We start from the raw sequence: 11,696 nt of genomic DNA, 5'->3' as shown, positions 1-11,696 counted from the left end.
TGCCGCCGAACCTCAGAAGCCAAGGCGACCAAGCTGTTTGGGGTCGCTCTGCCAGTTCTTGGCGACCTTGACGCGTAGGTCGAGGTAGACCTTGGTGCCGAGCAACTTCTCGATCTGGCCGCGCGCCGCGGTGCCCACCTGTCGCAGTCGTGCGCCACCCTTGCCGATGATGATGCCCTTCTGGCTGTCGCGCTCGACGAAGAGCAGCGCGTGCACGTCGATGAGGTCGTCGCGGTCCTCCCGGGGGTTGACCTCGTCGATGACCACGGCCAACGAATGCGGCAGCTCGTCGCGGATGCCCTCCAGGGCGGCCTCGCGGATGAGCTCCGCCATCAGCACTTCCTCGGGTTCGTCGGTCAGCTCGCCGTCGGGGTAGTACGCCGGCCCGGGGGGCAGCGCCGCGGCGAGCACGTCGATCAGCACGTCCACCTGTGCCCCGGTGGTCGCGGACACGGGGACGATCTCCGCCGAGTCGCCGACCAGCTCGCTGACCGCGACCAGCTGCGCGGCCACCCGGTCCCTGGGCACCTTGTCGATCTTGGTGACGATGGCCACCAGCGCCGTCTTCGGTGCGGTCAAACGGATTTGGTCGACGATCCAGCGGTCGCCCGAGCCGATCCCCTCGTCGGCCGGGATGCACAACCCGATCACGTCGACCTCGGCGTAGGTGTCGCGCACCAGGTCGTTGAGCCGCTTGCCCAGCAGGGTGCGCGGCCGATGCAGGCCCGGCGTGTCGACCAGGATGATCTGGAAGTTCTCCCGGTGCACGATGCCGCGGATGGTGTGCCGGGTGGTCTGCGGCCGCGTCGAGGTGATCGCCACCTTGGTGCCGACGAGCGCGTTGGTCAGCGTCGACTTACCGGTGTTCGGCCGGCCGACCAAACATACGAACCCGGAATGGAATTCGGTCATCGCGGCGGGAGATTCCGAAGTGGGCGCAGATTCGGCGTCATTGCGGGTGCTCTCCGTCGGAACCGTTGGACTCGGGGCTCAGCAGGACCGTGCCGATCCGTACCCGCCCCCGGTGGTCGGTGCCGCCTTCGGCTTGCAGCCGCAGGCCATGCGAGACCACCTCGGCCCCGGGCAGCGGAACCCGGCCCAGTTCCAGGGCGAGCAGGCCGCCGACGGTATCGACGTCGAGGTCATCGTCGAAATCCACGTCGTAGAGCTCGCCCAGGTCTTCGATCGGCAACCGCGCCGACACACGGAAACGTCTGTCGCCCAAGTCTTCTATCGGTGCCGTCTCCGCCTGGTCGTACTCGTCGGCGATCTCGCCCACGATCTCCTCCAGCACGTCTTCGATGCTCACCAGGCCGGCTATGGCGCCGTACTCGTCGACGAGAAGGGCCATGTGGTTGCGGTCGCGCTGCATTTCACGCAGCAGGGTATCCAGCGGCTTGGAGTCCGGCACGAACACCGCCGGACGCATCACCTGCGCCACGGTAATGCCCCGACCCCCATCCCCCGACAGAAAGCTCTGCTGCACAAGGTCTTTGAGGTATACGACACCGACGATGTCGTCGACATTCTCGCCGATCACCGGAATCCGCGAATGCCCACTGCGCACCGCGAGGTTCAACGCTTGACTGGCAAGCTTGTCGCTTTCGATCCAGATCATCTCCGTGCGCGGCACCATCACCTCGCGGGCCGGGGTGTCACCGAGCTCGAAGACCGACTCGATCATCCGGCGTTCGTCGGCGGCGACCACGCCGCGCTGCTGGGCCAGGTCCACGACTTCGCGAAGCTCGATCTCGGATGCGAACGGCCCGTTGCGCAGGCCGCGGCCGGGGGTCAGCGCATTACCCAGGACCACCAGCAACCGGCTGAGCGGCATCAACAACCATGAGATGAGCCGCAGCGGAACGGCCGTCGTCAACGAGATGGAATACGCATGCTGGCGACCGAGGGTGCGCGGGCCGACCCCGATGACGACGAAACTCATGACCACCATGGTGGCGGCGGCCCCGAACAACGCCCAGTTCAGGCCGAAGTTGTCGTACAGGAAAAGCACCAACAGCACGGTCGCCGTGATTTCGCACGTGATGCGCAGCAGCACAACCAGGTTGATGTAGCGCGGGCGCTCGGTCATCACCTCGGCCAGCGACACCGCGCCGGGCCGCTCCTCGCGCACCAGCTCCTGGACCCGGGCCAGCGACACGGTGCTGATGGCGGCGTCGATCGCCGCGAAAAGCCCGCCGATAGCGATGAGCGCCATCGCGCCGAGCAGCCAAGAAAGACCGGTCAATTGCCGGAAGACCTCGACGTGCTGACAGGCTCCCCTACGTCGTCGTCGTCGTTCCGCTTCCGGCTGAGGGCCCAGGCGGTAAGGCACACCACAATGCCCAACACCCCGTAGCCAAGCGCCGAAGGCCACCAGGGCTGGGCGGGCTGGGCCGGCTCCTCGTGCGGGCGAACCGAAAGCACCACCAGGAAGTTGCCGTCGTCGGTCGGCCCCGCGCCCGGCAGCGACTGAGTCTTGGTCACCCTGATCTGGGCGCTCGCGCTGCTGGAGTCGTTGACCTGACCCCAGCCCAGGGTGGAGTCGTCGAGCAGGAAGATGGTGTCGCGGCTGCCCGCCGGTTGGCTGTCGTCGAGGCCCACCACCGCCACCTGGGCGACCTCCACGGTCTGGCTGGCGGCGGGGACGTTGACCAAGACGTTCTTGTACACCTTCGCGGGCTCCGGCGGCTTGTAGTCCGGCGGCGGCGGGCCGTTGAAGCCGTCCGGCGGTACCGAGCCCCCGCCATAGAAGCTGCCCGAAACGACCCAGCCGTCGCCGACCGCGGCGAACGGGTACACGCCGACGGTCGCCGCGTCGAGCACGATTCGGGCGCCGGCCGGCACGTACGCCTCCCGATAAGCGCCGCTGTAGAAGTAGCGGAACGTCATCGCCTGATTGAGCGGGTTGAACAGGGCCGGGCGGCGATAGGCGTCGTCGTAGTCGACGTAGTCCCAGTGCCGGGGGCGCACCAGCCGCTGATTGTCGATCTTGAGGACGTCAACGTTTTCCCGGTGCGTGCTGACGACGTTCTGCACCCGTTGGTTGAAGTCGAGCTGCGTGGGCGGCTTCGGCGGGTCGGCGGGGTTGACCCGCGTCACCGGTGCGGCCTTGGCCGCCGCGACCGCTTGCGGCGGAACGTCCAGCCCCCTCGGCGGTGCCACCACCGGAACGTTTCTCGGCGCATCGGGGCCCGCCGCGTTGATCGTCGGGGCCGTGTTCGCGGGCGGCAGGTTCGGCGGAGTGAGCGGTGTGGCCTGCACCGGCACCGGGGCGGGCGGGACGTACGGGGGAATCTCCGGAATCTGCACCGGGGTCGGCGACGGCTGAGCCCGCCGGGGCGGTGCGTCCTGGGAGCACACGTCGGAGGTGTGATACCGCGCCACCAGATACTGACACCACTGGCAGCTGGTCGGGTTCGACCCGCCGCCGGCGCACGGAGCAGCCTCTGCCACACCGATCGTGGTGGCCACCAACGAGATCGGCGCGAAGGCGATGGCGGTCGCGGCCGCGATCCCGAGTGCTTTGCGTGGGCTCAATTCTCGAAATACCTTGACTTGTCCAGCAATTGACGGTCCCGCTCCTGCTGGCGGTCCTGGCGGTAGGCCTCAACCTGCTCGGCGACCCACTCTTCGAGCAACCGGTCCTGAAGGGTGAACATCTCTTTTTCCTCGTCCGGCTCGCCGTGGTCGTAGCCCAGCAGATGAAGCACGCCGTGGATGGTCAACAGCGCCAACTCGTGGCCGAGGCTGTGCCCCGCCGCGTCGGCCTGCCCGGCCGCGAATTCCGGGCACAGCACGATGTCACCCAGCATCGACGGCCCCGGCTCCGGGGCGTCGGGCCGGCCACCCGGCTCGAGCTCGTCCATCGGGAAACTCATGACGTCCGTCGGCCCGGGCAGGTCCATCCACCGCATGTGGAGGTCGGCCATGGCCGCGGTGTCCAACAGCACCATCGACAGCTCCGCCGCCGGGTTGACGTCCATCTTGGCGATGACAAACCGTGCGACGCTGATCAACTCGGTTTCGGAGACGTCAATGCCCGACTCGTTGGACACTTCAATGCTCATGAGACGCCCATCAAACAATCACAGCCCTCATCACCGGCGCCCGCGGGAGACTGACGCGCGCCGAGCCGCGCGGTTCATCCCCAAGCCCGGCTCTTCGAACTTGGCGTAGGCGTCGACGATTTCGGAGACCAGCCGGTGACGCACCACGTCCACACTGGTCAGCTCCGCGATGTGGATGTCCTCGACGCTGTCCAGGATCTCGATCGCCGACCGCAGGCCCGACCTGGCGCCACCGGGAAGATCCACCTGAGTGATGTCGCCGGTTACGACCATCTTCGATCCGAAGCCGAGCCGGGTGAGGAACATCTTCATCTGCTCGGCGGTGGTGTTCTGCGCCTCGTCGAGGACGATGAAGGCCGAATTCAGTGTGCGGCCACGCATATACGCCAGTGGCGCGACCTCGATGACCCCGGCGGACATCAGCTTCGGGATCAGCTCGGGATCCATCATGTCGTACAGGGCGTCATACAGCGGCCGCAGATACGGGTCGATCTTCTCGCTCAGTGTGCCAGGCAAAAAGCCAAGGCGCTCACCGGCTTCCACCGCCGGCCGGGTCAGGATGATGCGGTTCACCTGTTTGGTCTGCAACGCGCTGACCGCCTTGGCCATCGCCAGGTACGTCTTGCCGGTGCCGGCCGGGCCGACCCCGAAGACGATGGTGTTGGCGTCGATCGCGTCGACGTAGCGCTTCTGGTTAAGCGTCTTGGGCCGGATCGTTTTGCCGCGCCGCGACAGGATGTCGAGGGTGAGCACTTCGGCCGGCGACTCGTTGTCGGTGCCGGCCAGCATGGCGACGCTGTGGCGGACCACCTCCGGCGTCAACGGTTGACCGTTGGCGACGATCGCGACCAGTTCGGAAATCGCACGCTCGGCCAGCGCGACGTCGGCCGGCTCGCCCGAGACGGTCACGGCATTGCCACGCACGTGCAGGTCGGCGTTCAGGGTGCGCTCCAGCGCGCGAAGGTTTTCGTCCGCCGAGCCCAACAAGCCGACGACGACATCGGGCGGAACATCGATGCTGCTGCGTACTTGGGCGTTGGCCTGGAGGCCTCCGGCTGCGTCAACAGCGCTGGTCTCGCGGGGCGTCACGTGGCTCTCGATGCCTGCTTTCTCGGCTTGTCGGTGGTTTGCTCGGCTGCCTAAGTCTACGCCGGGGCCCCAGATTGGTCAGCCTTCAGCCGCGTATTGGCGGGGGTCGGGTGGTTGCCGCGCGAGCTGCCGATCTGCCTCGGGCCGCCCGCGACCAGCGACGACGCGGCGCGGTCGCCGGCGCCCTACAGGGTGGATGCGTGGTCCCACCGCGGGGTGAGCACGCCGAGCGCCCCCAGCGCCACCGCCGCGGCGGTCGACGTGCGCAGCACCTGGGGTCCCAGCCGCACCGGCACCGCCCCCGCCTCGGTCAACGCCGCGATCTCGTCGGGCGCGATGCCGCCTTCGGGCCCCACCACGAGCAGCAACGCAGTCGCGCGGGCGATATCGAGTTCGGTCAGCGCGTCGGTGGCCGACTCGTGCAACGCCAGCGCCACGGCTCCGGCGGCCACGTCGTCGCGGATCCGCTGGACCAGTCCCGCGGTGGACAACACGCCCCCCACGGGCGGGATGTACGCCCGTCGGGATTGCCGGGCCGCCGAACGGACGACGGCGCGCCACCGGCGCAGGCCCTTGTCCACGCGGGCACCCTGCCAACTGGCCACACACCGGGCCGCCTGCCAGGCCAGGAAAGCGTCAGCACCGGCTTCGGTGGCCAATTCGATGGCCAACTCCGAACGGTCCGACTTCGGCAGCGCCTGCACCACCGTGACCGGCGGCTGCGCGGCCGCGACGCTCCAGCGCCTCAGTACCCGGGCGCGCAACCCGTCGCGGCCGGCGTGCTCGACCTCGCAGTGCGCCAGGCCGCCGGCGCCGTCGCCGAGGGCCAGTTGCTCGCCGGGCCGGATCCGGCGCACGGTGGCGGCGTGGAACCCCTCGTCACCCTCGAGGACCGCCAACGAGCCGACATCGGGAAGCGCGTCGACGTAGAACAGGGTCGCGACCATGTGCGCGCCTGACGAAGCGCTAGCGCCCGGTGAAGGTTTCGCGCAGCCGGCTGAACAGGCCGCCGCCGGCGTGCGTGGAGCGGACCTCGGGCACGTCACGGCTGCGGCGGTTCTTCAGCTCGCGCAGCAGTTCGGTGTCGTGGTGGTCCAGCCGGGTGGGCACGACCACCTCGACGTGGACGTGCAGATCGCCCCGGGTGCCCGATCGGAGGTGAGGCATCCCGTGGCCACGCAGTGTGATGACCGAATTCGGTTGCGTACCAGGCGGAATGGCGACCTCGCTGATGCCGTCCAGAATGGCGTCGATGGTGACCGAGGCGCCCAGCGCCGCGTCGACCATGGGCACCGACACCGTGCAGTGCAGGTCGTCACCCTCGCGCACGAACACGTCGTGGGCCTGCTCGTGCACCTCGACGTACAGGTCGCCGGCCGGGCCTCCCCCGGGCCCGACCTCGCCCTGAGCGGCCAGCCGCACCCGCATGCCGTCGCCGACCCCGGCGGGGATCTTGACGCTGATCTCGCGGCGGGCCCGCACCCGGCCGTCGCCCATGCACTGGTGGCAGGGATCGGGGATGACGACGCCGACGCCGCGGCAGGTGGGGCACGGCCGAGAGGTCATCACCTGGCCCAACAGCGACCGCTGCACCGTCTGGACCTCGCCGCGGCCGCCGCACGTGTCACACGGGACGGGCACCGAGTCGCCGTTGGTGCCCTTACCCTGGCAGCGGTCGCACAACACCGCGGTGTCGACGGTGACCTGCTTGGTCACGCCGGTCGCGCACTCTTCGAGGTCGAGCCGCATCCGCAGCAGCGAGTCCGAGCCCGGCCGCACCCGGCCGATGGGACCGCGGGAGGTCGCGCCACCGCTGAAGCCGCCGCCGAAGAAGGCCTCGAACACGTCGCCGAGGCCGCCGAAACCGCCGCCGAAACCGCCACCCGCCGCGGCCGCGCCTTCCATCGGATCGCCACCCAGGTCGACGACGCGGCGTTTCTCGGGGTCGCTCAGCACCTCGTAGGCGACGCTGATCTCCTTGAACTTCGCCTGTGCGGCCTCGTCCGGGTTGACGTCGGGATGCAGCTCGCGGGCCAACTTGCGGTACGCGCGCTTGATCTCCGCATCGCTGGCGTTTCTGCCCACCCCGAGCAGCCCGTAATAGTCGCGTGCCACGCCTGACTCTCCTAAACCTGGTCCTTATCCCGCGCCTGCGTATACCGCGGGTGCGCGTTCATCGAGCACCCAGGACTTCGCCGATATATAGGGCAACCGCGGCGACGCTGGCGATAGTTCCCGGATAGTCCATCCGGGTGGGCCCCAGCACACCCATTCCGCCGAAGACGGTGTCGGAGGTGCCGTAGGCGGTGGTCACCATCGAGGTGCCCGCCATTTGCTCGGCGGCCGTCTCATGGCCGATGCGCACCGTCACCTTACCGGCTTCCTGCTGGGCGGCCAGCAACCGCAGCACCACCACCTGCTCCTCGAGCGCTTCCAGGATGGAGCGCAGCGAGCCGCCGAAATCGGCGGCGTTGCGCGTCAGGTTGGCGGTCCCGCCCATCAGCAAGCGTTCTTCGGTGTGTTCCACCAAGGACTCCAGCAACACCGTCGCCGAGCGGCCGACGGCGTCGCCCAGGCCGTCCGGGGCGCGGAGCTGTCCGGCCAGGTCCGCGACCGCGATCGAGGCCGCCGAGAGCTTCTTGCCCACCAACGCCTGGCCGAGCATCTCGCGGAGCTGGGACAGCTGGTGATCGTCGATGACGTCGCCGAGTTCGACGATGCGCTGATCCACGCGACCGGTGTCAGTGATGACCACCATCAGCAGGCGGGCCGGGGTCAGGGCGATCACTTCCAGATGACGCACGGTGGACGACGTCAGCGTCGGGTACTGGACCACGGCCACCTGGCGGGTGAGCTGGGCCAGCAGGCGCACCGCCCGGCGCAACACGTCGTCGAGGTCGACACCGGACTCCAGAAAGCTCAGGATCGCGCTGCGCTCGGCCGAGGACAGCGGCTTGACGTCGTGGAGCCGGTCGACGAACTCCCGGTAGCCCTTCTCCGTGGGCACGCGTCCGGAGCTGGTGTGCGGCTGCGTGATGTAGCCCTCGGCCTCGAGCACCGCCATGTCGTTGCGTACGGTCGCGGACGAGACGCCCAAGTTATGACGCTCCACCAGGCTCTTGGAACCGATGGGCTCCTTGGTGGCAACGAAATCGGCGACGATGGCACGCAGCACCTCGAAGCGACGATCGTCGGCACTTCCCACTCGTTGTCACCTCCCTGCGCCGCGCTGGCCCGGGTCTATTTTACGGGTCGCAAGCCGTGCTAACCGTTGCAGCGGCCGGTTGCCGAGGCCCTGGCGGCGGGCCTCGCGCGGCGGCCGCCGGAATTGCGGTGGCTTCCGGGCTGACGACACCTCTTCCGGTTAGCCTGTCCAGCATGAACCGGTCGCGGCATAGGGCGTCGGGAGAGATCCGGCGATGATCTTCAAGGGCGTGCGCGAGGGCAAGCCGTATCCCGAGCACGGGCTGTCCTACCGCGACTGGGCCGAGATTCCGCCGCAGCAGATCCGCCTCGACGAACTGGTCACCACGACCACGGTGCTCGCGCTGGACCGCCTGCTGTCGGAGGACTCCACCTTCTACGGCGACCTCTTCCCGCACGCGGTGCGGTGGAAGGGCGTCACCTATCTCGAGGACGGCCTGCACCGCGCGGTCCGCGCGGCGCTGCGGAACCGCACTGTGTTGCACGCGCGGGTGTTCGACATGGACCGGGCGCCGGGGCCGCCCGGCTAGGCCAGTCACATTTGCGCCGCGCCGGGTGTCGACTTAGTGAGGACGTTGGTTCACAACTCGCTAGGAGGATCGCCATGTCCCGGTTGCCAGGGGTCTCAGACCGCGATGCCGGCCTGGGCGCCAAGATCGCCTTCTTCTTCACCAAGCGCAAGCTGGCACAGATGACCGGCCTGGAAACGGCCGGGATGCTGGAACCGCTGCGGATGTACGCGCACATCCCCCGGTTGCTCAACGCGTACGGCAAGCTCGAGCAGGCCGAGTCGAAGCTGGACATCCTCAGCCCCCGCCACCGCGCGCTCGCGGAGCTCAAGTCGGCGACGACGGTGCGCTGCGAGTACTGCATCGACCTCGGTTCACAGATCGCCCGCCAGTGGGGCATCACCGACGAGGAACTGCTCGCCCTGGCGGACTATCGCAACGCCTCGTGCTTCTCCGGGGTCGACAAGCTGATCCTCGAGTACGCGACCGTGATCAGTCGTACGCCCGTGGAGGTGAGCGATGAGCTTTTCGATGCGCTGCGTGGACATTTCGACACCGCCCAACTCGTCGGGCTCACCCACGTGATCACGCTGGGCAACCTGCGCGCCCGCTTCAACCTGGCACTCGGGATCGGCTCGTCCGGCTTCTCCGGCAACCGGGTCTGCGCCCTGCCCGAGGTCCGTGCGTGACCGTGGATGCGTCGGTGACGGCGCGTTTCGAGGCGGCGAAGCCACAGCTGGGCGCCGTTGCCTACCGCATGCTGGGCTCGATAGACGACGCCCAGGACGCCGTGCAGGAGGCGTGGCTTCGGCTGAGCGGCACCGCCTGTGACGGCATCGCCAACCTGGACGCCTGGCTCACCACGGTGGTGGCCCGCATCTGTTTGAACATGCTCCGCGACCGCCGGACGCGCGGCCTCACGGTGGCCGTGCCGGATCCGATCGTGGAAGCCGAAGGCGAATTCGACCCCGAACACCGCGCGATGCTGGCCGACGCGGTCGGGCTGGCGTTGTTCGTGGTGCTGGACACCCTGCCGCCGGAGCAGCGCCTGGCATTCGTGCTGCACGACGTCTTCGCCGTGCCGTTCGACCAGATCGCACCCATCGTCGGCCGGACGCCGGAGGCCACCCGCAAGCTGGCCAGCCGGGCGCGCCGCCGCATCGAAGAGGCCGATCCGGCCCCCGACGGCGATGCGGCCGCCCAGCGGGAGGCGGTCGATGCGTTCTTCGCGGCGGGCCGCAGCGGCGATTTCGACCGGCTGGTGGCCGTGCTGCACCCGGATGTCGTGCTGCGCGGCGACTTCGGCCACGGCACCCCCGGTTTCCGCGCCGAGGGTGCCGCCGCCGTGGCAAGGCTGGCCCGCGGCTACGCGGGCCCGGACCGCGAGGTGCGCCCGGCGACCGTCAACGGCGCCGCCGGCGCGGTCATCTTCGTCGCCGGGCGGGCGACGGCCATCATGGGATTCGTGGTGCGCGGTGGCCTGGTGGCCTCGATCGATGTGCTCGCCGACCCGGCACGCCTCGCAAAGTCAGATCTGCGCGCGCTGGGCGCCGATCACTGACCGGCGGCCTGCAGCAACTCCATCGCCGACGACCGCGACAGCACCCAGCCACCCTGGTTGATGAACGTGATGTTCTGGGTGACCGGCGAAGTCAGCTTCGGACCGGAGACCGCGACATCAGCGGTGGCCGAACCGGCCGCGGCCGGCTGGATGTTCGTGACGTCGAACGACAGGGGCAGGTCGCCGTTCTTGGCCGCCTTCTGCAGCTTCTTGTCGGCTACGTGTGCCTCGATTCCGCTGATGCCGCCTTGCACCAGGTTGCTCTTGCTGGAGAAGGAGACGCTCGGGTCCGCCAGGCTGTTCAGCACACCGGTCAACTGGTCGGCGGTCGGGACGTCGGCGGCCGCAGCCGGAGCCGGATCCTGCGGTAGAGGCGCGCCCACCGCGGCCAGCCGCACCTGATCCACTGGCGCCGCGACGGAGGCCACCCCGGCGGCCGCACCCCCGATCGCGGCGAAGGCTGCCACGCTGGTGGCGAGCAACTTAACGGTTTTCATGGTTCCCCCTTCGACGGGCACGAATTTCGACGGATCCACACATCTGGCGTGGTGTCGGCGCGCCTGCTACTCCTGTTGTTTCGCGACTCGGCACGGCTACGTTACGACCAGGCCATATGAAGACAACATGCACAACCTGTGCGCAGGCTGTGTGGCCGCCCAGAATTCTAGCCGCCTAGTTCGTCGCCGTCGCCGCCTGGATCAGCGCGATGGCGGCGTCGTGTTGCAGGACCCAGTTCCCACCCTGATTGACGAAAACCAGGTGCTTTTGCACCGGCCCGGCGAACTTCGGACCCGAGATGGCCACGTCGGCCTGGGCCATGTTCGGGCCGGCCGGCGCAATGTTGGTCACGGCGAACGTCTCCGGGAAGTTCCCGTTGCGGTAGGCCTTGCGCAGATCGTGATCGGCGACGTGGCCCTCGTCGGGGGCGATGCCGTTTTCGACCAGGTTGTTCTTGGTCGTGTACGAAACGCCCGGGTCGGTCGCCTGGTTGCACAGGTTCGACAACTGCTCGGCGGTCGGCAGGGCTCCCGGCGCCGGCGGCGGCGGGGGCGGATCCTGCGGAAGCGGCGCGCCGACCGCGGCCAGCTGCACCTGATCCATCGGTGCTGCGACGAAAGCGCCACCGGCGGCTCCCCCTACGACGGCGAACGCCGCCACGCCGGTGGCAAGAGTTGTCATGGTTTTCACGGTCTTCACGGTTCCCCCTTCGATACGCGCGAACCGTCGCGGGATCTCAGCGATCTTGTCCCCCAGCAGAAGGTTCCG

General features: G+C 68.6%; 13 protein-coding genes. 3 read left to right on the top strand and 10 right to left on the bottom strand.

Annotation, left to right across the window (positions count from 1 at the left end; translation table 11 throughout):
- Nucleotides 1-12 precede the first annotated feature (12 nt).
- The 8 genes from era to hrcA all read right to left on the bottom strand — a co-directional run bounded on the left by era (nucleotide 13) and on the right by hrcA (nucleotide 8,361).
- On the bottom strand, nucleotides 13-912 hold the full coding sequence (era, locus tag H7J89_RS04160) for a GTPase Era (RefSeq protein WP_264036738.1): 900 nt from the start codon (nucleotides 910-912) through the stop codon (nucleotides 13-15).
- A 37-nt stretch (nucleotides 913-949) separates the two neighbouring features.
- On the bottom strand, nucleotides 950-2,245 hold the full coding sequence (locus H7J89_RS04155; RefSeq protein WP_264036736.1) for a hemolysin family protein: 1,296 nt from the start codon (nucleotides 2,243-2,245) through the stop codon (nucleotides 950-952).
- Nucleotides 2,242-3,537 carry a hypothetical protein gene (locus H7J89_RS04150; RefSeq protein ID WP_264036734.1) on the bottom strand — a complete coding sequence of 432 codons (1,296 nt, stop codon included), beginning with the start codon at nucleotides 3,535-3,537 and terminating at the stop codon, nucleotides 2,242-2,244. The genes H7J89_RS04155 and H7J89_RS04150 overlap by 4 nt, the downstream gene beginning before the upstream one ends.
- Entirely contained in the window at nucleotides 3,534-4,067 is a 534-nt protein-coding gene (gene ybeY, locus H7J89_RS04145; RefSeq protein ID WP_067203198.1) for an rRNA maturation RNase YbeY, read from the bottom strand. The genes H7J89_RS04150 and ybeY overlap by 4 nt, the downstream gene beginning before the upstream one ends.
- 30 nt (nucleotides 4,068-4,097) lie before the next feature.
- On the bottom strand, nucleotides 4,098-5,156 hold the full coding sequence (locus H7J89_RS04140; RefSeq protein WP_264036733.1) for a PhoH family protein: 1,059 nt from the start codon (nucleotides 5,154-5,156) through the stop codon (nucleotides 4,098-4,100).
- Between the two features lie 185 nt (nucleotides 5,157-5,341).
- Nucleotides 5,342-6,103 carry a 16S rRNA (uracil(1498)-N(3))-methyltransferase gene (locus tag H7J89_RS04135; protein ID WP_264036732.1) on the bottom strand — a complete coding sequence of 254 codons (762 nt, stop codon included), beginning with the start codon at nucleotides 6,101-6,103 and terminating at the stop codon, nucleotides 5,342-5,344.
- 19 nt (nucleotides 6,104-6,122) lie between these two features.
- Nucleotides 6,123-7,271 carry a molecular chaperone DnaJ gene (gene dnaJ / locus H7J89_RS04130; RefSeq protein WP_264036730.1) on the bottom strand — a complete coding sequence of 383 codons (1,149 nt, stop codon included), beginning with the start codon at nucleotides 7,269-7,271 and terminating at the stop codon, nucleotides 6,123-6,125.
- Between the two features lie 58 nt (nucleotides 7,272-7,329).
- Nucleotides 7,330-8,361 carry a heat-inducible transcriptional repressor HrcA gene (gene hrcA / locus H7J89_RS04125; RefSeq protein WP_067203209.1) on the bottom strand — a complete coding sequence of 344 codons (1,032 nt, stop codon included), beginning with the start codon at nucleotides 8,359-8,361 and terminating at the stop codon, nucleotides 7,330-7,332.
- Nucleotides 8,362-8,575: 214 nt separating this feature from the next.
- Between hrcA and H7J89_RS04120 the strand changes: the two genes are divergently transcribed.
- The 3 genes from H7J89_RS04120 to H7J89_RS04110 all read left to right on the top strand — a co-directional run bounded on the left by H7J89_RS04120 (nucleotide 8,576) and on the right by H7J89_RS04110 (nucleotide 10,430).
- Nucleotides 8,576-8,890: a type II toxin-antitoxin system VapB family antitoxin gene (locus tag H7J89_RS04120; RefSeq protein WP_264036729.1), complete on the top strand. Its 315-nt coding sequence runs from the start codon at nucleotides 8,576-8,578 to the stop codon at nucleotides 8,888-8,890.
- Nucleotides 8,891-8,964: 74 nt separating this feature from the next.
- Nucleotides 8,965-9,558: a carboxymuconolactone decarboxylase family protein gene (locus H7J89_RS04115; protein ID WP_264036728.1), complete on the top strand. Its 594-nt coding sequence runs from the start codon at nucleotides 8,965-8,967 to the stop codon at nucleotides 9,556-9,558.
- Nucleotides 9,555-10,430 carry a sigma-70 family RNA polymerase sigma factor gene (locus H7J89_RS04110; RefSeq protein WP_264036727.1) on the top strand — a complete coding sequence of 292 codons (876 nt, stop codon included), beginning with the start codon at nucleotides 9,555-9,557 and terminating at the stop codon, nucleotides 10,428-10,430. The genes H7J89_RS04115 and H7J89_RS04110 overlap by 4 nt, the downstream gene beginning before the upstream one ends.
- On the opposite strand, the gene H7J89_RS04105 is transcribed toward H7J89_RS04110, so the two are convergent.
- Both H7J89_RS04105 and H7J89_RS04100 read right to left on the bottom strand, forming a co-directional pair.
- Nucleotides 10,424-10,927 (bottom strand): MTB12 family secreted protein, encoded by a 504-nt coding sequence (locus H7J89_RS04105; protein ID WP_264036726.1) that lies wholly within the window; start codon nucleotides 10,925-10,927, stop codon nucleotides 10,424-10,426. The genes H7J89_RS04110 and H7J89_RS04105 overlap by 7 nt on opposite strands.
- A gap of 175 nt (nucleotides 10,928-11,102) precedes the next feature.
- A complete protein-coding gene (locus H7J89_RS04100) occupies nucleotides 11,103-11,609 on the bottom strand; it encodes an MTB12 family secreted protein (RefSeq protein ID WP_276041715.1) in 507 nt (168 codons plus the stop codon).
- Nucleotides 11,610-11,696: the final 87 nt, after the last annotated feature.

The sequence above is a fragment of the Mycobacterium paraffinicum genome, from assembly GCF_025822865.1.
Lineage (GTDB): Bacteria > Actinomycetota > Actinomycetes > Mycobacteriales > Mycobacteriaceae > Mycobacterium > Mycobacterium paraffinicum.
Note: the sequence above shows the minus strand (reverse complement) of the source record. Positions and strands in the feature narration are given on the sequence as shown.